This is a genomic window from Bradyrhizobium sp. McL0616 (assembly GCF_049993385.1).
GTDB lineage: Bacteria > Pseudomonadota > Alphaproteobacteria > Rhizobiales > Xanthobacteraceae > Bradyrhizobium.
This window is the reverse complement of the sequence record NZ_CP188255.1, coordinates 4,582,756-4,601,149: the sequence shown is the minus strand read 5'-3', so window position 1 is coordinate 4,601,149 and position 18,394 is coordinate 4,582,756. Positions and strand designations below refer to the sequence as shown.

The 18,394-nt window shown below is 59.9% G+C and carries 22 protein-coding genes and 1 tRNA gene; 5 read left to right on the top strand and 18 right to left on the bottom strand.

Annotation, left to right across the window (positions count from 1 at the left end):
- Positions 1–150: 150 nt before the first annotated feature.
- The gene (locus tag ACPPVR_RS22355; RefSeq protein WP_426616158.1) at positions 151–939 is read right to left on the bottom strand and encodes an outer membrane protein; all 789 of its coding nucleotides are present in this window, start codon (positions 937–939) and stop codon (positions 151–153) included.
- A gap of 104 nt (positions 940–1,043) precedes the next feature.
- Between ACPPVR_RS22355 and ACPPVR_RS22350 the strand changes: the two genes are divergently transcribed.
- Positions 1,044–1,670: a DNA-binding protein gene (locus ACPPVR_RS22350; RefSeq protein WP_426608748.1), complete on the top strand. Its 627-nt coding sequence runs from the start codon at positions 1,044–1,046 to the stop codon at positions 1,668–1,670.
- Positions 1,671–1,915: 245 nt separating this feature from the next.
- Here ACPPVR_RS22350 and ACPPVR_RS22345 read toward each other — a convergent pair whose 3' ends face one another.
- Positions 1,916–2,182: a hypothetical protein gene (locus tag ACPPVR_RS22345; RefSeq protein WP_426608747.1), complete on the bottom strand. Its 267-nt coding sequence runs from the start codon at positions 2,180–2,182 to the stop codon at positions 1,916–1,918.
- 52 nt (positions 2,183–2,234) lie between these two features.
- Here ACPPVR_RS22345 and ACPPVR_RS22340 point away from each other — a divergent pair, with 52 nt between their 5' ends.
- Entirely contained in the window at positions 2,235–2,450 is a 216-nt protein-coding gene (locus ACPPVR_RS22340) for a hypothetical protein (protein WP_426608746.1), read from the top strand.
- Between the two features lie 933 nt (positions 2,451–3,383).
- On the opposite strand, the gene ACPPVR_RS22335 is transcribed toward ACPPVR_RS22340, so the two are convergent.
- A complete protein-coding gene (locus ACPPVR_RS22335) occupies positions 3,384–3,620 on the bottom strand; it encodes a hypothetical protein (RefSeq protein WP_426608745.1) in 237 nt (78 codons plus the stop codon).
- Between the two features lie 135 nt (positions 3,621–3,755).
- Between ACPPVR_RS22335 and ACPPVR_RS22330 the strand changes: the two genes are divergently transcribed.
- The 3 genes from ACPPVR_RS22330 to ACPPVR_RS22320 all read left to right on the top strand — a co-directional run bounded on the left by ACPPVR_RS22330 (position 3,756) and on the right by ACPPVR_RS22320 (position 6,954).
- On the top strand, positions 3,756–3,929 hold the full coding sequence (locus ACPPVR_RS22330; RefSeq protein ID WP_426608744.1) for a hypothetical protein: 174 nt from the start codon (positions 3,756–3,758) through the stop codon (positions 3,927–3,929).
- Positions 3,930–4,660: 731 nt separating this feature from the next.
- Positions 4,661–4,816, top strand: a complete 156-nt coding sequence (locus ACPPVR_RS22325; RefSeq protein ID WP_426608743.1) for a hypothetical protein — start codon at positions 4,661–4,663, stop codon at positions 4,814–4,816.
- Positions 4,817–5,280: 464 nt separating this feature from the next.
- Complete coding sequence (locus ACPPVR_RS22320) at positions 5,281–6,954, top strand: arylsulfatase (RefSeq protein ID WP_426608742.1); 1,674 nt, start codon at positions 5,281–5,283, stop codon at positions 6,952–6,954.
- Between the two features lie 262 nt (positions 6,955–7,216).
- Here the strand turns inward: ACPPVR_RS22320 and ACPPVR_RS22315 are convergent, their stop codons facing one another.
- From ACPPVR_RS22315 to ACPPVR_RS22245, 15 genes are all read right to left on the bottom strand, one after another.
- On the bottom strand, positions 7,217–7,495 hold the full coding sequence (locus tag ACPPVR_RS22315; protein WP_426608741.1) for a hypothetical protein: 279 nt from the start codon (positions 7,493–7,495) through the stop codon (positions 7,217–7,219).
- A gap of 262 nt (positions 7,496–7,757) precedes the next feature.
- Complete coding sequence (locus tag ACPPVR_RS22310) at positions 7,758–8,096, bottom strand: P27 family phage terminase small subunit (RefSeq protein WP_426608740.1); 339 nt, start codon at positions 8,094–8,096, stop codon at positions 7,758–7,760.
- A gap of 164 nt (positions 8,097–8,260) precedes the next feature.
- Positions 8,261–8,497 (bottom strand): hypothetical protein, encoded by a 237-nt coding sequence (locus ACPPVR_RS22305; protein ID WP_426608739.1) that lies wholly within the window; start codon positions 8,495–8,497, stop codon positions 8,261–8,263.
- A complete protein-coding gene (locus ACPPVR_RS22300) occupies positions 8,497–9,207 on the bottom strand; it encodes a hypothetical protein (RefSeq protein WP_426608738.1) in 711 nt (236 codons plus the stop codon). The genes ACPPVR_RS22305 and ACPPVR_RS22300 overlap by 1 nt, the downstream gene beginning before the upstream one ends.
- Before the next feature lie 54 nt (positions 9,208–9,261).
- Positions 9,262–9,414 (bottom strand): cold-shock protein, encoded by a 153-nt coding sequence (locus tag ACPPVR_RS22295; RefSeq protein ID WP_426608737.1) that lies wholly within the window; start codon positions 9,412–9,414, stop codon positions 9,262–9,264.
- A gap of 50 nt (positions 9,415–9,464) precedes the next feature.
- Positions 9,465–9,986 (bottom strand): hypothetical protein, encoded by a 522-nt coding sequence (locus ACPPVR_RS22290; protein ID WP_426608736.1) that lies wholly within the window; start codon positions 9,984–9,986, stop codon positions 9,465–9,467.
- Between the two features lie 190 nt (positions 9,987–10,176).
- The gene (locus ACPPVR_RS22285; RefSeq protein WP_426608735.1) at positions 10,177–11,301 is read right to left on the bottom strand and encodes a hypothetical protein; all 1,125 of its coding nucleotides are present in this window, start codon (positions 11,299–11,301) and stop codon (positions 10,177–10,179) included.
- A gap of 381 nt (positions 11,302–11,682) precedes the next feature.
- Positions 11,683–12,885 (bottom strand): AAA family ATPase, encoded by a 1,203-nt coding sequence (locus ACPPVR_RS22280; protein ID WP_426608734.1) that lies wholly within the window; start codon positions 12,883–12,885, stop codon positions 11,683–11,685.
- Positions 12,886–12,961: 76 nt separating this feature from the next.
- Positions 12,962–13,150 carry a hypothetical protein gene (locus ACPPVR_RS22275; RefSeq protein WP_426608733.1) on the bottom strand — a complete coding sequence of 63 codons (189 nt, stop codon included), beginning with the start codon at positions 13,148–13,150 and terminating at the stop codon, positions 12,962–12,964.
- A 120-nt stretch (positions 13,151–13,270) separates the two neighbouring features.
- Positions 13,271–13,642 (bottom strand): hypothetical protein, encoded by a 372-nt coding sequence (locus ACPPVR_RS22270; RefSeq protein WP_426608732.1) that lies wholly within the window; start codon positions 13,640–13,642, stop codon positions 13,271–13,273.
- A complete protein-coding gene (locus tag ACPPVR_RS22265; protein ID WP_426608731.1) occupies positions 13,626–13,796 on the bottom strand; it encodes an AlpA family phage regulatory protein in 171 nt (56 codons plus the stop codon). Before ACPPVR_RS22265 ends, ACPPVR_RS22270 begins: the two co-directional genes overlap by 17 nt.
- A 402-nt stretch (positions 13,797–14,198) precedes the next feature.
- Positions 14,199–14,288: transfer RNA gene (locus ACPPVR_RS22260), tRNA-Ser, on the bottom strand.
- 312 nt (positions 14,289–14,600) lie between these two features.
- Positions 14,601–14,924, bottom strand: a complete 324-nt coding sequence (locus ACPPVR_RS22255) for a hypothetical protein (protein ID WP_426608730.1) — start codon at positions 14,922–14,924, stop codon at positions 14,601–14,603.
- Positions 14,925–15,146: 222 nt separating this feature from the next.
- Entirely contained in the window at positions 15,147–16,997 is a 1,851-nt protein-coding gene (gene ilvD / locus ACPPVR_RS22250; protein ID WP_426608729.1) for a dihydroxy-acid dehydratase, read from the bottom strand.
- Between the two features lie 198 nt (positions 16,998–17,195).
- Positions 17,196–18,128 (bottom strand): VOC family protein, encoded by a 933-nt coding sequence (locus ACPPVR_RS22245; RefSeq protein ID WP_426608728.1) that lies wholly within the window; start codon positions 18,126–18,128, stop codon positions 17,196–17,198.
- Between the last annotated feature and the right edge of the window lie 266 nt (positions 18,129–18,394).

Below are 18,394 nucleotides of genomic sequence, written 5' to 3'. Positions count from 1 at the left end.
CCATGTGTCGACAGTGTATGGCGAATGCGGGTTGTTCCGCAAGTCGTCGCCCAGTAGGCCGCATTTGATCGCGAAGCTCCCTGCACCCGCGAGCAGCAAAAAGCCCCAGCAAGGTGCTGGGGCTTTCTGTGTTGTGGCTGCCTAGCGGGATCAGTACTTTGCGACGACCGGACCGGTCCAGTTGAAGCGGTAGACCAGCGAGGTCGAGATCGTCTGGTTCCAGCTGTTGGCTCGGATGTCGTGCCCGCCCACGAACGGAAGATTGGTGACATTATCGAGCTGGGTCTGGCTCTTACTGTCGTAGAAGGCCGAACGGTATTCGGTCTTCATGAACCAGCCGGGCGAGCTGATACCGAAGAAGTTCAGGCTGTTCTCGACGCCGCCGCCGATAAACCAACCGTTGCGGTTGTAGCCGTTGAGATGGACACCAGCGTTAACACCAGCCAAGTCCATAAAGTTCGTGCGGCCGAAGTGGGCACCCGAGTAACCGCCGTTGACGTAGGTGAGAACGTTCGGCGCGGCCAGCCAGCCGAGACGGATACCAGCGGCCCAGGAGTCTTCCAGCTTCTGGCTGCCGGTGATGTTGAAGATCGGGTCCTGAATGGTGGCACGGATGCTGCCGAACTGACCGTCGGCGAACACGCCGGCAACCCAGGTGCCGTTGAACTGCCAGTCGTAGCCGAGACCGACGGTGCCGAACCAGCCCGAACCACCCTGACGCTGATCAATGGTCAGCGGAGTGCCCGTTGCAGTGTCGTTAATGTGTTGGTCAGCAGCGGAGAGGCCACCGCCGCCACCGCCGAAGATGTAGAAGCCGGTCCAGCTGGCAACCGGCGCCGGCATCGGAGCCTTGACGTACGGCCGAGCAGCCATATCAGCGGCGGACGCCGAAGTCGTGAAAGCCCCAAGAAGCGCGAGCGCTGCGATAACCTTCTTCATCATAAAAATCCCCAAGCAGTGTTCGTAAATGTCTCAGGCAATCTAGCCTAGACGGTCGAAAATGCTGTAACTCGATGGCCACAGTGACGGACAATCGATGAGCGATGCAGGCTAGTAATAAGGCAATATTGGCCGAATTATTTCGCGACAATCCAGCGGAAATTTCCGCCTATCTAACTGAAAAATTTAAAGAAAATAACATCGATGCCGCCCGGATGGGCCTCAGCCTCGTTGTGCAGGCTCAAAACGTGCAGATGGTCGCGCGGGACGCAGGTCTGAGGCGAGACACGCTTTACAGAACGTTCGGCGGCCGAATCGATCCTCAGCTCAGCCGAACCCTGAAGCTCTTTGAAGCGCTGAATGTGCGGGCCTGGGTGGTGCCTTCGGCACCCGCTGACCTGCAGCCCGTCTCCAGTCCTCTCAATTCCCCGGATCTTGATGCGCTGGCCAGGCGTCTAAATCAGGCCCTCGCCGGCAACAATTCCAACGAAGTCATCCTTGCCTTGCGCGAAGTTGCTTTGTCCCAGAATGTCTCTGCACTCGCGCGGGCGGTAGGCACCATGCGAACAACGGTCTACAAGACATTCGGCGGGACCGTGGATCCACAACTGGGCCGCGTTTTAAAGCTCTTCGCCGCCCTAAACCTGCGTTTCACGGTCATCGTGCTTCCACGTAAACGTGCGCGTCCGCGGCCCAAACTCGGTCGCCCGCCGAAGTCCTCCGGCGATTGACGCGATCGCCATCCTGCGCGGCGGCGGATTTTGCTGAGAAGGTCCGCTTAGGCGGCCTTGCCACACCGAACCTGGCCTCCTTTCGCATCCTGGAGAAACAGGCCCGCCAGCGCCAACCGAAATTTTCGCTCGTTGTCACTCACACCCTGCTGCCCACAAACGGTAGGTGCGCGGGCCTCGCTCCAAAAAGCGCGAGAATAGCGCGCGCCTTCGGCCGCCGACTACATTCACGCACGGCAGCGGGATCAGGCAATCCATACGACTTGCCCACTCTGAACCGAAACCGGCTGCGGGGCCTTCGCCTGATAGGCATCGATCGCGCGATTGGCGATCTTCATGGGTCGGCGCTCGCCGGATCGAATTTGGCCTTCGATGAATCCAAGGAGAAAGTCCGTGGACATTTCCGCGTTGCGAAGCTGCCCTGACCTCTCAAGGAAGCCCCAAGCGATGTTGAATGAGTCCTCGATTACGCTACCCATAAACATGTTGAGAAAACGCAGGGTAGTCGCCACTGTTCCTATTTGCAGCTGAGGAACGGAAGATGCATCTCGCAATTGGCTCCTTATGAGCTACCGCCTGATTTACGAGAGCAGCAACGGTGACAGCTGGTTTTTAGCGCATCACCCGGCTTCCAACACGCCGGTGGTCAAGCACGAGCCCAATGCCGGCTCGGGAGGACGCGTTTCCTATATTGAAGCCGGCAAGTTTCTTCGTGATGGCGCAAATGGCCCGGAGCATCAAGAATTCCTAAGACTCATCGGCTCCTTGATCAACGACTAGGAGCGATACTGGCCGCCCAACACCTTAAGGGCGAAGCTCCCGCGGTGCGTAAGTGAGCTGAGATTTTCCGGGGTAGCGGGCTTATCGCCCAACGCGAGGCGCAAAGCGGCCTGGGCGCGAACTTTAATCCACACACGGACAGCTCCTTCCATATCTATCCTCGACGAAAAATTAGTCCGCGCTCGGCGGCAAGGGCAAGATCCGCCCAGTCCCCCGCGAGTTTGATCCACCCCTCACGATCGACGGGGTCGAGGCTGCGGGCCGCCTCCTCACGGCATGCAGCTGCCTCCTTGTAAAACTGCCGCGCTGAAGACGGCATTTCGGTATAACGCGACACATCACTCTTCATCTTAGCCTCACCACAAGCCCGGCCAAATTGTCTTGCAACTCTTTCTCGGTGGGGGCGTTCCTATTTGCGCAGGCGGCCACCGCCTCATGCGGGCTTGAGCGCGAGGGTTTTCTCAAGGTGGCCGAGGATTATCGGAAAGCTACCGAGTCCCTGCAACGAATGTCTGCTGCTGGACGCCCCTCGGCCCCAGCATCGGGCCGGGGGGCATGATGATGCTGGGGCCTCCGGACAGGCTTTGTCTCGTGGGACCGAGACAGTCACCGCAAGCCACAAGCCGGCCATCAACGAGACGTTCCTATTTGCGTTCTAACCTCTTTTGCCTATGCCAAATTCGCACGATCGCCGCGCGGCGAGCTATTGCTTACCAAAGGCGGACCCGGATTCCTCAACCCCGAATGCATTAAGGCACGCGCGCGGCAGCAAAGGAACGTTGGCTGCATTGCCACATTTTCCCGAAGCCCTTACCCAAGGGCGCTCGCTAAATTAGCCCCAGCTCGCTTCTGACCCCAACTGATCTGGGGCCTTTTTCCTTTTGGATCAGGCGTCGTCCGTCGCCGCCGGACTGCGCGACCGTTGCGAAGCTCTCACGCCCGGCCGCCTGCCGGATAGGAACGGGTGAATTCGCCTTGGCGCTTGACGCGGTTGTATCGAAACGTGCAGCCGTGCGCACGGGCGAAGACTTCCGCCTCTGCAATTGCGATGGCACGCGGGCCGCCGAACGCGAGTTCGATGTACCGGTCCCGAATTATCAATTGCTGGTCCGTCCCGATATCATCCAAAACGCTTGCCAGCCGGAGCAAGTAGTCTTCGCGCGTCTCCATGAGGAAAAATATGCAACGGCGAACGCCTGAATGCCAGCCAGGAGCGGTTGAGAAGGTCGTCGCGCTGGAACACTAGGAACCAATGAATTCATGAGATTGCCACACTTTCCCGATCGTGTGGCGGGAGATGCATGCATGATTGTTTCAGAACAAACGGGTGTTGGGAAACCGAACGCGCCACCTGAAAACAAGTCAGCAGATAAAGCCATTGGCTTGGCTTTCGGCGCAGCGGTTGTCGTAACTATGGCAGCCTGGCTGTACTTTTTGCTTCGCGTTCTCATGGGAACGGTAGCGTGGTGCATAAATTAAACCCTGAGTGAGTGGATTGTGCGTTTTCCAGTCCGGCTTCTATCTGTACGTCAGGGTGTGGGCTCTTCCGTTGTCTTAGTCGGGACACCCAATATGGGAATTAGGACAACTTCAAATTTGGAAGGAGCTCCGAAATGTATCGCGCTCAAATCGTTTTGGTCGAGCCCTTAGGGCCAGATCTTGACGTCAACATACCAGCAATAACGTTGGAAGGCCGCTCGGTGGGAGAGGCTGACGCGGCCGCCCGCAGAGCTTTGAAGTTCCTTCAGCGCCCGCCCGGGACGGCATACTGGCTCATCCTTGATGAGCGTGGAAGCGCATATTGCGCTAGAGGTCCGCTTGACCGCAGTCCTCAGTTCTCGACAGGGCTCGCATCCCGTTCGACGTAACCCGCATGGTATGGCGACACATCAGACTTCTGTAAGCAATTGAGTGCACGGTGTCGGTGGGACGGGGCCGAGGGGACATACGCGGCCTTGCTCAGAGGCAAGGCCCGCCAAGCAGCCAGCCCCGGCGGGCCTTCCCTCACTCATTCCTTCGCGAATTAAGAAAGTTGGAAGTTCCTCCTTCGGAACTTGCGAAAATGATTGGCCTGGCGAATGAAGCTCGGTTAAAAAGTGCTTACCGGGGCTGGCTCATATTTCGGTTAGATCTTTTTCACCCGGATTTTTTTGACCCCGCGCAGGCCGCAGCAGCCCCCTGCTTCGGCCTCCGTGTTTTCCGGAGCAGCAATGTTTATTCACGAGACCGATCGCGACATTCTCCGCTTGATCAACGCGTTCAAGGAAATCAAGAGCCGGGGCACACGGCGCGCAGTCGTGATGCTCCTCGAAGACCTGGTGCAGAAAGATGCTGCGCCTAAGAATGCGTTGCAGAAAAGCGGTTGATCGGTCTTGTTGTACTGGCTCACCGCGATACTTCTTTTTCTGGTTTTTGGCTCCTTGGCGTCGGTTTATTTTGCGTTCGCGGTTTTGCCTGAAGACGATCGCTTATTTCCGTTCGACCAATGAAGCGGCCCGCCAGCCTGAACCGACGGGCCATGCCTATGGTCTTGCTACTTCGCTACGTTCCCGCTCAGCGCCATCAACCCGCAATGGCCCGTCGCTGTGTCGCTATTGCTCTGAATTTACTTCTGCTTTCGGCGGTACAACGGACATGACTGGACCCGCTGCTGGCTCGACCCGGTCGAGAATGACCCGAAGACGACATGGCTCTTTTGAAGCAACCACAAGCGTCAACCGTGCTTACGTTTGACCTGTGTCAAAGAAGATGACGTTTTCGGCCTTGATGCTGAAGGTCCTGGAAATGGACGGCTTCTCATCCTCTCAAGGATAGGCAAGGGAACGAACCCATGAAAATCGGGCAAACAATACGGCGTAGCCTGCTGGCGGGCGTAGCCGTTGTGACGGTTATGAACATGCCGGCATCCGCACAAGAACAAAAGCGACCCAACGTCGTCATGCTGATGACTGACGACACCGGCTGGAACGATTTCGGAGCCTATAGCGGGGGCGGCAGGGCGCTTGGCCATCCAACACCAAACATCGACCGGATCGCCAAGGAGGGCGCGACATTTACGAACTGGTATGGCCAGGCAAGCTGCACAGCGGGCCGCGCCTCGTTCATCACTGGGCGTGTTCCTGTCCGTTCAGCGCTATCAATCGTGGTCGCTCCGGGTGACGAAAACGCTCTAAAGAAGGAGACGCCGACAATCGCCGAGTATTTCCAGAAGAGCGGCTACTCGACGTACTTTTCTGGCAAATGGCATCTCGGCGACAAGCCCGAGTCCTATCCAATCGAGCATGGTTTCGATGAGATGAAGTCGTTCGCGGCATATTATCCGGGCGTCTACACCTATGCCGACACCTCTAAATGGTTCCATCCGTGGTTCCCTTCGTACAATCCAGAAATCGCGAAAGCGTATTTTGAAGTCGTGAATATGTACGAGTGGGAGGGAGTTGCAGGGCAACCGGCGAAGAGAAACGAGTACATCACTTACGACCGCCTCGCCGAGTTCGACGTGCGGCAGGCCGACTACGCAATTGACTACATCAAGAAGCACTCCAAGGACGCCAAGCCATTCTTCATGGACGTCAACTTCATGAAGATGCACAACCCTACCAATGCCGCAGCAAAGTTCGCCGGAAAGTCTCGGCTCGGCGATTACTCGGACTCTTTGCTCGAACTCGACGACGACATCGGGCGCGTCATGGACGCAATCCGCGCAGAAGCACCGAACACAATCGTTATTGTGACGGCGGACAACGGCGCTTGGCAGGATGCGTACCCCGATGCTGGCACCACGCCGTTTCGGGGCGAGAAGGGTACAGCATTTGAAGCCGGTTGGCGCGTCCCCGGACTGATGTGGTGGCCGGACCACATCCCGGCTGGTGCGAAGTACGATGAAATGATGTCGCACATCGACTGCTGGGCGACACTTTCCAAGATGGTCGGCCTGACTCCACCGCCGCACGGCGCATGGACCGACAACAATGGCAAACCCATCTACTTTGATAGCATCGACAACAGCGAGTACATTCTCGGACGCGCGAACCACTCGGCACGAAGGTCGTGGGTTTACATCGACGGCGAAAACTTCATGGGAGCACGCGCGGATGTCGCCGGTGATCCAACTAACCCCGATCTCAGCATCGCGTGGAAGTACCTATGGACGGCCAAGGACACCTGGCTCGGCCCCGAACAAAATCTGGGCTCCATCGGCTCGGCCTACAATCTGACCATGGACCCGTTCGAGAAATACGACATGGTGTTCAACGGCGCGATGTCGGCACGCATGCCAACACAGTCGCCGGGCAAGTATGCCGGACAGGACAACGGCTGGGTCCTAGCCCTGATCGTCCCGGTCGTGATGGAGTTCAACAAGTCGATCGTTGACTTTCCAAGTATCAAGCGAATTCCGGGCGGAGCCTCGAACGATTGGAGACCCGATCTCCAACGTCCAGACAATCCGGTGCCGTTGCTCGACATGAAACACCTGCCGAATATCAAGGGCAGCGGCGGGTAGTATTGCTGCGTCCTGCTAAGCCAAGGATTGGCGGGGCTATATCAGGTAGCGGCGAGTCGGCTCTTGTGGAGCGGCTCGCCGCCGCGCCGTTGGTGACTGCGTTTCGATGTCGGCTCCTGGCCCATCGCGTCATTTAGCTGCGCAGCGGAATTTGGTCGCTATTGGTGCACAGCGGACTCTGGGAAGCCGTCCGATAACAGCACACGGTGGGTGCCCTCAGGCAGAAGGCGTTATCGTTGGGAATCGGCTTAGGTCATCAACGCTAGTAGAGACGCCCCTCCCCCATCTCAGCCATCAGCCGCGCCCTAAGTTCGAGTACCGCCTCCACCGGCTCAGTGTCGCCGCCGATAAGCGAGCGCGGCTGCAGATCGAGTGGGCAGGCGCGAAACTTCGACCGGCCGAGCGCGGCGGCAAGTCTGATCTTGATATCTCGCAGCTCGTACGGATCGCTGGTGTCGAGACCACGCCGGAAAAGCGCAACAGCCTCGGGTGTAATCTGCGCAGAATGGCGGCGCTTATTACGTTTCGGACGCGCTGGCATCAGCGAGGCTCGCCAAACTGTTCGAGTCCCCAGCAGACGTACTGCGAACCGCTCGGGTGCTCTGCGCGCCACTTGGCCATGATTTGCGCCCCGTAAAGCTGCCAAGCGATGCGCGCCGCCTCCCGATCAGGATGACCGTGCTCGTCGAGTTCACATATTCCGATTAGATCACCCGTGCACGGCCATCCCATTTCTAGCGCCCATTCCCAATCATCGAGAATGCCCGTGTTTCGTCGCTTGTTGCTCCGCTTGCGAACGGGCACTATCTGCGATGCCCGTAATCGGGCGTGCGCGGCATGCGCGGCGCCTCCGGAGCACTGGCACCGTCAAGCCCGAGTTCGCGGATTAAGCGAGCGAAACCGATGCGACTATCCCGCTCGATGGCGACTTCCGGCCGTGGTTTGGGACTGCCAAAGCGGTCGATGAACGTCAGGCCATCGACGTCAATGATTTCACGCGCCTGGACGCCGCGGTCCCAGGCCTCGCAGGCTAGCGTGAGGAGCTTGACGTGGTGATCATCAAGTTCGTAGTCGGCTATGACGGCCTTGAACCAGTCACGCGTGGTGCGCTTGAGGTGTGTCGGGGGTCTAGGCGTGGTCATTCATAGGTCTTCCAAATTTTTGTTTGAACCGGGGCAACCACCGCGCGCGCTGAGGTTCAGCAGCGGTAGCCGGGGCGCGTAGACCCACACTTTTTGGGTACCCGTAGGGGGGCACCGCAGAAGCAGTGCCCGCCACCGCCGTTGGCCGAAATAGAGTTGTTGCGCTACTTCGCCGGCCTCATGTCGGCCCAAACGAGCCGGCTATTACGCGGCTGCGACGCTGCGACACTATGCTCAGCCTCCCGCAAACGCCCATTGCGGGTCGCTGGCTTTAAGCTGTTTTCGGCTTTTTGGAGTCGCTCACCGCGTGCCAGTGGCCGGATCTTCTTGAGTTCGGCGCTCTGTTTCTCAAGCGCTACTGCGGCCTCCTCAAGCAGCGCAGCGTTACTCTTCTTCGTCATTATAAATTTCCTCCTTGAAATAATGAAATATCCGCCGGCATTTTCCACTCTGGAATCTTGCCCGCGCCGACGTGACCGCGCTCGACGGCATTCAAAATTGTTTGCATCAACGGGGAACCCGGTTCGTCCAAATTTCCGAACCGTTCGAGGTTCAGCGGCTTGAATGCTTGATAGCCAACACTGTCGCGACGCTGTTCGTCGATAAAATAGTGGTGCTGAAGAATGGCGTCACCAAGCGCCTTGATGGCGTCCACGACAGCGGCGGACAAGTCGGCATACTCGCCACCGCGCAGCGAGGCTACCTGCAGCGAATACTCGCGGCGCGCCTTCTTCAATTCCAGAACAAGCAGCTTGATTGCTTCTGCGATGGATTCCGCATCTGCGCTCAACTCCCTCAGGCGCTTCTCGCCGGGCCAGCTCGGCGGTGGCGGCGGTGGCGTTAGCTCCTCTGGGGGTTGCTCAGGAAGCAGGTCACCCAACAAAGCTGCGGCGCCAGCATGCCGCGTGATCGGCAAAGGTTTCGGCTTTGGCAGCTGTGCGGTCCAGCTTACCTGCGAGCGGCGCGCCTCTTCGGCAAGAGGCCTGCTTTCGGCGATGACTTCCTCATACCTTGCGTGAAACTCGGCGTTCTTCGCTAGCAAGTCCGCGTATCGCGGAGAAATTTCTCTGATGCGTTCAATCTGTGTTTTTGGTTCTTTGATTCTAGCCAATGGTAGGTGCTCCCTTGCGCCGCGTTGGCGCTGTGGTTGTTGGGTGGTAGGCTGTTAATGAATGGCCCGCACATTGAACGCGCGGGGCTTGCCGTCCTTGTCGAGGACGGAGAACGACAGCGAAAGTCCCACGCGCGGATACACCACACCGGCGCTATCGAGGTCGTTGTAGTGGATGAACACATCGTCGCCGCCGTCGTTGCGCATGACGAAGGCGAATCCTGCGTTGTGATCGACTCTGGAAATTCGGCCAGTTGTCATTTTGCGTTCCTGTCGAGAAGCGCGTCAACATACAGAGCGGACATGCCCGCAAGCTCGCTGGCGATTCCAAACAGCGCGCTGCCGGACAAGGTGACCATGCGGTCAACGGTTTCGGTTTCTGGCATGTCGCCAAACACCGAAGTGCGCATGCCGTCACTCGTCATCATTGTGAGCAATGCGTGCGGCGCGGCGTCGCAGTGAAGCTCCAGCGATGTAAACCTGGGCGGCAACGAATCCGGCCGCGCGAGCGTGTGCGCAATGGCGGCCTCAAGGTTTGAAGTAGGACCGAGCAAACTACCGTATTTCTCGACAACGTCAGGCGCGGCAGCGATGCCTTCGTCGACAGCGGCGGCCAGCAGCACGTGTGCGGCCTCGACGTGGTTTAGATCGGGATACGGTGGCCCGGACGAGACCGGGAGCATGCCGTCCTCGCTCAATCGCTGCACCAATGAAGTTAGTCGCGTCCTTCGCACGCCCAATCGGCGCGCAATAAGGGCCACGACGAGGGCCTTGCGCATATTTGGATTCCTGTATTGTAGATTTTTTGAGATTGGTAAGAAAACCAGGACCGCATGCAGCGGCTCACGGCACTCGGGCCGGAGAAAGCGACGCCGCGCACATGGCGGCGTCGAGTTTTGCACGTCACGTCGGAAGCCGAACTTCTTCGGCCCTCAAGATAATACGGTCCAGTACCCCGACCGAGGGACGCTATGCGGCCAATTTTTCTTCCAGGCCAGCCAGAGCTGCCAGCGCCGCATATTGCGCCGCCACCGCCTTGCGCTCAGCCTGCTTCGTACCGCCCCACCCCATCTCGCCTGCTATCTCTCGCGCCGTCATGCCGGCAACGCTCAGGTCTAACACCCGGCCATGCTCGCCCAGGGCGGCGTCAATGCGTGGCGTATCGATCGTCTCCACAATCTGCCGCTCGACCAGATCGTGCCCGCCCTCAACGCCGCCCTGCATCGCGCGGGGGTTAGAATGCTGACGGTGGCCCATGAACTCGGCACCGCGCGCTATGCCAATCGGGCACCGTTCAGCGGGCGGCAGACTGGCATTGGTGCGGGCCTCGTCGAAATGGGTGCGAGAGCCTATCCCGAGGCGGTCTATCTCGCAGCGGCGGTTGTCGTTGCAGGCGGTCAGCGCCTGAACCATGAAGGCATGCCTGAACCTCCAGTAATCTGCGCCCGCGCTATTACGCTCCACATAGCGGGAGCGCTCCGGGAAGCCCGCGCTCCCACGAATGGCGAGGTGCCTCGCGTTGTCATCCTGGCGCTCTTGCTCGGATCTGCGCCGCCTGCCTCTCGGTTGGCGAACTAATTCCGTGGCCGGGCGCCACTTGCCGTCACTGCATAGCCATTCTGATACGAGACCGCGCATATCGTAGCGCACACATCGCGCGGCCGCAGCGTCGAATTCGGCGCGCGTGAACGGGCCAACTTGCGTCCTCGCATTAGCAGCTTCGCGCGCGATTACCGCCAACTGCTCGGTGGGCGATGGTCGAGTCTCAACAATCCTATCAGGACGCGGCTTGCCGGCCTCAGGCATGCCGCCCTCCGCACTCAGCCAGGACGGCACCACCGTCACAGTGCCGTAGCGAACGAGTCGTGCGAGGTCGTCGGGCCGCATCTGGCGGTAGAGGCGGATAGCGAGCGGAATGGCTGTGGTAGTTTTACGGTTGTCATTGGCTGGTTTATTCACGTGAGTGCACCCTTGAAGGGTTTCGTTCTTTGCCGCTTGAGCGGTCTTGGCGTGGCCAGAAGATCGGCTGCACGCTTTTGAAAGCTGGGTGGAATTCGTTACTTGGAACTCGGCTTTAATTTCTGCGTTTGACACGAACAATCAGCGCGAGGGAGGTGTGCGGATGACAGTGCATCGCCGCAGAGTGAAGCAGACCCTTTCCATTGAGGAACGCTTGGCCGAAGAAGCGAGGCGCCTCCGCGAAGAAGCCGAATTGCTCCCACATGGACCTGTACGTGAGGCCGCCCTTCGTAGAGCGCGGGAAGCCGAAACCGGCTCCCGCATTAACGACTGGCTGAAATCTTCCGGATTGCGGCCACCGAAGTAGCGGTGGTGTGACGTCTCGCGTTAGCGGGGTGGAATTCCAACCGGTCCCAACCGGGTTGGTATTCCATCCCAACGGTAGGGGTATAAGGGGGTTGGAAGGCACACCCCGTTGGCAGCCGTTGGTAGGGCGTTGGAAGACCGTTGGAAGGTCTAGCCGGGAGCCATCCGCTTCTGGCGGATTTCGTCCTCGACCACCACTAGGCGCTCGCGTTGTTTCGACGGCGGGCCTTCCTTGACGACCGCGATCTTCTTTTCGGCAAACAATCTCGCCATTGCCTCCTCCAGCGTCTTCTTGCTCGCTCCCTCGCGTTCCGGCATGGCTGACATTACGGTCGGCGCATATGCTGTGCTCCTGGACGATGACACCCGCCTGCCACTTCCATTGATTGCAGAAAGCATTCTCAGGAAGACCTTGTCGGCATGGTTGGCCACTAACGCCGCATGTGCAGACGGCTTTCCGTCGTCAAGATTGAAAGCACCTTCGTGCCAGCGCAGTTTGGTCTCGGCGCCTTTCCTGCCGTAGTTCGCCTTCATATTCTTCAGGAGACGCAGATCCTCATCGGTCTTGTCTGCGGTGAAATACAGGCGAGACCTGACCGAATTGTTCCACGCCGTTGATCCTGATAGGCCGGTGCCGGACTGCATGCCCTGCACAGACGGGTGAGATAACAGCAGCACGGCTAGATCGAAGTCCATCGCCAGGCGGCGCAGCATCGATACGAAGAATCGAACTTGCTTGCGGTTGATCTCATCGCCACCGAATACGTCCGCTGCCGTGTCGAGGATCAGAAGCCTCGGCCGAAACTCCGCCAAGAGGTCCGTTATCCGTTGAGCAAGCGCCGTAAGTTCGAGTTCACGGCTCCGTCGTTTTTCGGATACCAGTTCGGCGTCCTTACCCGCCATAGGAATGACGCGCATGTCCCCACTCAGGTCGGCCCAAGTGCGGCTCAGGGAACGCAGGATGTCATGGCCGCGCCGCTTTAGCTCGCCCTCGTCATCCTCTGCCGCAAAGTAGACGACGCGGCCCTCCGTTGGCTTAAACTCCAAGGTTTCTACACCGAGCACGCCGGCCAACCCGAGTTGATAGGCCAACAAACTCTTCCCGGTGCCGCCGTCTCCAGAAAGCAGCGTTACCTGCCTGTTGGGCACCAAGCCCTCAAGATACCACTGCCGCTCCGGGATTGGTTGCCCCTCCCACTCTGATGGATCGATGATCCTAATGTCGTCTGTTTGCTCATTATCGTTGGCCGGGGCGGTCTTTGACTCAACGATCTCTCGCGCGGCAACGGCCTGCATCACCCATCCCATGATTTTCGGATCGATCTCTTCTATGGCAGGCGCATCTGCGGTCATGCCTATGGGTGGCAACGTCGCAGGATTTTTGTAAACGAATGGAGTCGCCGTGAATGATTTGCCGTACCGTGGGGACTCAGACGCTGGTGCTGGCATCGGCGGGAAGCTCCATGAAGGCCGCGAGGGCCAGATCGGAAATTGCACGGTTGAATTGCTCACCGAGCGCGGCTGTGCGCTCTCCGAAAGCGTTAGGCGCGACGGTCCACGAGCGGTCACCCGGGCGTTGGCGCAGAGCCAGGTTGAACAGCTTGAGATGCTCGTTCAATTCGAGATCAAAACGCGCGAGCGTCAGGGAGCCCGGTGGTGCCGGACGGATTGAGAGGATTTTCAAAGGTGGATTCCCCTGTGGGGGTTTCGGACGCACTCGGCTAGGGGCCGATCGTGCTCAGGCGGCTTGGGAGCCGCAATTCGCATTGGCAGCCGCTATCCGGGTTTGAAGTTCGTTGATGTTGACCCATTCCCCATCCAGGCCAGCGAACATCGCAACCTCCTCCAGCGAGGCGTCGTACTCATGGATCGTCGCGCCAAGCTCGACCATGTTGCGGCCGTTGATCACCATGTAGCCGATTCCGAAGAGTTCGCGGTTGCGATGCGCCGCAGGGATTTTCTTCAGAGTGTAGCCATCGGCCTTCAGGTAGCGGCGACAAGCGGCTTCAAGTTTCTTCGTGTCTTGTGCAAGAGCTGCTTCCCAGTTGCGCAAAACACTCTTGCGGGCAATCGCGCGGCGCATCTCGGCCTGCTTAAAGGACATATTCATTACGCAGCTTCCTTCTCGGTGTTATCGTTCGCACTGCGTGCGGCGATGCGCGCAGTGATCCATTCGAAACTTCAGATTTGACGAAAGCTATTCTCTTATCGCCGAGCGGAACGGCAGACGGGAATCGCCCCTGCGCGCGGTAACGATTCAACATCGTGCGGCTCAAAGATGTGAGCGCACATGCGGTCTTCATCGATACGAGCGACAGCTCGTCCGAGGACGGATTCGTGGTAGTCATTGGGATTGAGTGATTTCAGTCGGACGCCGATACCAGCCCCTGAGGGTCTTTGGCTGCGTCGAGGAAACCGATACCCGCCGGCAAAGGGCCAGTCCGGGGTGCCGCTGTGCGACTCAGGCTAAGAACAACCATACCACATATTGACCATACAGCAACCGAAAGACCGTACGAAACTGCATCTGCCGTCAGTTTTTTTTAGCAGGCGACTTGCCGCTGAGCGCGAAGGTCGGTCGCATGCTTTGATTAGGAATCAGATTAGGAATGAGTTTCCAGTGGACCTGTTTTTCTAAGTCATTTCAATTTGATGTGCGCAGATACTGGCGGAAGGGGTGGGATTCGAACCCACGGTACCCTTTCGGGCACGCCGGTTTTCAAGACCGGTGCCTTAAACCACTCGGCCACCCTTCCCAATCTCGGAATTGCTGTCGCTTAACGTAGTCGACTGCCTAAGGCAACGCGAAGTTGGGCCCTCGCGCTTCACTGAACTCCGGCCTGTCAGGCGAGCGTCAGGCTGATCCTCTAGCTTGGGCAATGCGTCGGCCACCGGCCAACGGCCGCCCCTTCAGCAATCCTGGACACTGGCGACGCCTCCCAGGGCATCGCTGGTTGCGAGGCCCGGTTGGATTTGCCTCCATTTCCGAGCCTCGTTTGCTTTACCGCAAAAGAAAACGCGGCGTCCCGAGAGGAGCACCGCGCGAAGTTTTCTGTGTTGCGCTGCTTTTAGTAGCCGCAGTTTGCGCAGCTCGGGGCGACCGGGGCGTAATAGGAATAGCCGGGCGAGACCATCTCGACACGCTGGCGCGTGGCGTATTGCGGCGGGATGCGCTCGTACTGGACGCTCGGCGGCGCCACCAACACGGTCTGCGGGACCATCACGGTGCGGTACTGCGCGGGCGTGCGGTGCGCCAGCGTTGCACCGGGCGAAACCATCACGGTCTCATCGACGGTGCGGTATTGCGGCTGCACATATTGCTGCTGATAGCAGGTGGTGCACGGCGGCGGCGTGTAGCAATTGTAGCAGCCGGCGGAGGCAGCGCTCGTCATCGAAATCGCGGCGACGACTGTTGAGAAAACGACAGCGAGAATACGAGACATTGCGGTGGTGCCCCAGTTGCCCGAAATGGATTTGCGAAGGTCGCCGTAGTATACGCCGCGAAATCCAGGGCTGCCGAAGTTCGTCGGGGCATCCTTAATGCGAACGGCCGGCTTTCGCCGGCCGCTAAGAACTTGTTGACCATCCGCGCGACGCGCGGACGCAAGGCGCTCTTACTTGGAGCGACGCTTCACTTCGCGCACCGCGCCGCGCGCGGCGCTGGTGGTGAGTGCGGCGTAAGCCTGCAGCGCGGTCGAGACGTTGCGCTTGCGGCCCGTCGCCTGCCATGCGGCATCGCCCTTCGCCTCCTCCGCCGCGCGGCGCTTGGCGAGCTCCTCGTCGGAGACCTCCAGGCTGATGCTGCGGTTCGGGATGTCGATCGCGATCCGGTCGCCGGTGCGCACGAGACCGATGTTGCCGCCTTCGGCCGCTTCCGGCGACAGATGGCCGATCGACAAGCCCGACGAGCCGCCTGAGAAACGTCCATCAGTCACGAGCGCACAGGCTTTGCCGAGGCCCATCGATTTCAGATAGCTCGTCGGATAGAGCATCTCCTGCATGCCCGGACCACCGCGCGGGCCTTCGTAGATGATGACGACGATCTCGCCGGCGACGACCTTGCCGCCCAGGATGCCCTCGACCGCTGCGTCCTGGCTTTCGAACACGCGCGCGGGGCCGGCGAACTTCAGGATCGAGGCATCGACGCCGGCGGTCTTCACGATGCAGCCGTCCTGCGCGAGGTTGCCGTAGAGCACTGCGAGGCCGCCGTCCTTGCTGAAGGCGTGCTCGAGGTTGCGGACCACACCCTTCTCGCGATCGGTATCGAGCTCGTCGTAGCGGCGCTCCTGGCTGAACGCGACCTGGGTCGGAATGCCGCCGGGCGAGGCACGGAAAAAGGTGCGAACCGCTTCGCTCTTGGAGCGCTTGACGTCCCAGCGCTCCAGCGCGTCGCTCATGGTCGGCGCGTGCACGGTCGAGACCGAGGTGTCGATCAGGCCAGCGCGGTCGAGCTCGCCCAGAATGCCCATGATGCCGCCGGCACGGTGCACGTCCTCGACATGGACGTCGGCAACTGAGGGTGCGACCTTGCACAGCACGGGCACGCGGCGCGACAGGCGGTCGATATCCTGCATGGTGAACGCGACCTCTCCCTCGTGGGCGGCGGCGAGCAGATGCAGCACCGTGTTGGTCGAGCCGCCCATCGCGATGTCGAGCGTCATCGCGTTCTCGAACGCCTTGAAGTTCGCGACGTTGCGCGGCAGCACGGAGGCATCGTCCTGCTCGTAATAGCGGCGCACGATATCGACGATAGTGTGGCCGGCTTCGACGAACAGCCGCTTGCGATCGGCATGCGTCGCCACGACCGTGCCGTTGCCGGGCAGCGCAAGACCAAGTGCTTCAGTGAGGCAGTTCATCGAATTGGCCGTGAACATGCCCGAGCACGAGCCACAGGTCGGGCACGCCGAACGCTCGATCACCTTGACGTCCTCGTCGCTGACCTTGGAGTCGGCGGCTGCGACCATGGCATCGATCAGGTCAACCGCCTTGGTCTTGCCCTGTATCGTGACCTTGCCGGCCTCCATCGGGCCGCCCGAGACGAACACGGCGGGGATGTTGAGCCGCAGCGCGGCCATCAGCATACCGGGCGTGATCTTGTCGCAATTGGAGATGCAGACCATGCCGTCGGCGCAATGCGCGTTGACCATGTACTCGACGCTGTCGGCGATCAGCTCGCGCGACGGCAGGCTGTAGAGCATGCCGTCATGGCCCATGGCGATGCCGTCATCGACCGCGATGGTGTTGAACTCCTTGGCGACGCCGCCCGCCTGCTCGATCTCGCGCGCCACAAGCTGGCCGAGGTCCTTCAGATGGACATGGCCGGGCACGAATTGGGTGAAGGAGTTGACGACCGCAATGATCGGTTTGCCGAAATCGCCATCCTTCATGCCCGTCGCGCGCCAGAGGCCGCGGGCGCCCGCCATGTTGCGGCCGTGGGTGGTGGTGCGGGAGCGATAGGCTGGCATGGCGGTTTCCGTCCTCGGGTTTGGCTGGCCGGGCGGAAAATAGAAGCCGCCTCAGGCCTTTCCGGCCGGATAGCGCACGGGCTGGGCGGGCGCAACGGGAACTTGGCCCGGCCCGGGCCATATCGGCCTATCGCAGGCCTCCCCTGCTCCCGGCGCGGGCTCTTTTATGGCGGCTTGGGCGCGAGACAGACGCCACAGCTAGCGCTTTAGCTTGGGCAGCACCATTCTGCCCTGGGAAGCAGTCCCACCCCACTTGGCGGACCACCCGATTTCCGAGGCCGAAGATGGCTCTATGCCTGTGGGACCTCGCGCACCCTGCAGTGCAAACAGGGCGCCCTGGGGATCGACGCATCGCGCGATCCAGCAGCCGTCAGGCAATTCGATCGGCCCCTGGAGGACCCGGCCTCCGCCAGCATTCACCTGCTTCGTAGCAGCACCGATGTCCTCGACATTGAAGTAATGCAGCCAGCTCGGCTGCTCTACGCTCGGAAGTTTGGTGAGCATGCCGCCCACGGTCTGCCCACCCGCCGAAAACAATTGATACCAATCCGCCGGATCTGTTTGAGCATCGGCCTTCTGCCAACCAAACAGCTCGCTGTAGAAATCGAAGACCACAGTCCGGTCGACCGCCAATAGCTCATGCCAGCCGACGCGCCCCGGCGCGTCGAGCCGGCCCGGTTTTCCGCCGCCATATGCGGGTTCCTCGATCAACCCGAACGTCGCTTTGTGCGGGTCGGCGACAACGGCTATTCGGCCAATATTGGTCACGGTCGGCGGCACCAGGATTGCACCCCCGAGCCGCCCGACCTGCGCGGCGGTCCCGTTCAAATCGTCGACGGCGATGTAACCCATCCATCTCGGCGTCGCCCCCAATCTCCGCCCCTCTTCCGGGATCTCCATGAGTCCGCCCAGCGGAACGCTGCCGCTACGAAGCACGGTGTAAGGCAGTTCCGGAGTCGATTCATCCTTCACGCCCCAGCCGACTGTCTTGCGATAAAATTCGCCTGCCGCCGCGACATCCATGGTCAGGAGTTCATACCAAGCGAAGCGCCCCGGTTGATCTGCCACGCTGATCTCTCCGTTCAAACGTCGATGCGCATGCGGCACTGCACCAAGCTGCGCCTGCGCCAAATAAGTAGATCATCGATGCGTCGCGTCGCGCCGATGTCATTCATGAAGATGAATACACTTTGAACGTGAGGCACCACGCTTTTGTACGCGTAATTGTTGCCTGCATAATTTCCTGGGCGTAGACTTACCGCGGCTGGGATGCGTCTTGCAATGCTCGGAGGTTCGACCATGCGGCAGGCGAAGCAGACTTCTAAAGCGAAGAAGAAGCGAGTTACCAAAGCTGCCGTGCCGGCGCTCGGAGCCGCAGGGTTGACGTTTTCGCTCGC

Excerpts from the sequence above, each read along its gene's own strand:
- ACPPVR_RS22350 (WP_426608748.1), top strand. The coding sequence starts at position 1,044 with ATGCAGGCTAGTAATAAGGCAATATTGGCCGAATTATTTCGCGACAAT.
- ACPPVR_RS22330 (WP_426608744.1), top strand. The coding sequence starts at position 3,756 with ATGATTGTTTCAGAACAAACGGGTGTTGGGAAACCGAACGCGCCACCT.
- ACPPVR_RS22320 (WP_426608742.1), top strand. The coding sequence starts at position 5,281 with ATGAAAATCGGGCAAACAATACGGCGTAGCCTGCTGGCGGGCGTAGCC.
- ACPPVR_RS22255 (WP_426608730.1), bottom strand. The coding sequence starts at position 14,924 with ATGACGAGCGCTGCCTCCGCCGGCTGCTACAATTGCTACACGCCGCCG.
- ACPPVR_RS22335 (WP_426608745.1), bottom strand. The coding sequence starts at position 3,620 with ATGGAGACGCGCGAAGACTACTTGCTCCGGCTGGCAAGCGTTTTGGAT.
- ACPPVR_RS22280 (WP_426608734.1), bottom strand. The coding sequence starts at position 12,885 with ATGACCGCAGATGCGCCTGCCATAGAAGAGATCGATCCGAAAATCATG.
- ilvD (WP_426608729.1), bottom strand. The coding sequence starts at position 16,997 with ATGCCAGCCTATCGCTCCCGCACCACCACCCACGGCCGCAACATGGCG.
- ACPPVR_RS22340 (WP_426608746.1), top strand. The coding sequence starts at position 2,235 with ATGAGCTACCGCCTGATTTACGAGAGCAGCAACGGTGACAGCTGGTTT.
- ACPPVR_RS22355 (WP_426616158.1), bottom strand. The coding sequence starts at position 939 with ATGAAGAAGGTTATCGCAGCGCTCGCGCTTCTTGGGGCTTTCACGACT.
- ACPPVR_RS22310 (WP_426608740.1), bottom strand. The coding sequence starts at position 8,096 with ATGACCACGCCTAGACCCCCGACACACCTCAAGCGCACCACGCGTGAC.
- ACPPVR_RS22325 (WP_426608743.1), top strand. The coding sequence starts at position 4,661 with ATGTTTATTCACGAGACCGATCGCGACATTCTCCGCTTGATCAACGCG.
- ACPPVR_RS22270 (WP_426608732.1), bottom strand. The coding sequence starts at position 13,642 with ATGAATATGTCCTTTAAGCAGGCCGAGATGCGCCGCGCGATTGCCCGC.
- ACPPVR_RS22295 (WP_426608737.1), bottom strand. The coding sequence starts at position 9,414 with ATGCGCAACGACGGCGGCGACGATGTGTTCATCCACTACAACGACCTC.
- ACPPVR_RS22265 (WP_426608731.1), bottom strand. The coding sequence starts at position 13,796 with ATGTTGAATCGTTACCGCGCGCAGGGGCGATTCCCGTCTGCCGTTCCG.
- ACPPVR_RS22290 (WP_426608736.1), bottom strand. The coding sequence starts at position 9,986 with ATGCGCAAGGCCCTCGTCGTGGCCCTTATTGCGCGCCGATTGGGCGTG.
- ACPPVR_RS22305 (WP_426608739.1), bottom strand. The coding sequence starts at position 8,497 with ATGACGAAGAAGAGTAACGCTGCGCTGCTTGAGGAGGCCGCAGTAGCG.
- ACPPVR_RS22315 (WP_426608741.1), bottom strand. The coding sequence starts at position 7,495 with ATGCCAGCGCGTCCGAAACGTAATAAGCGCCGCCATTCTGCGCAGATT.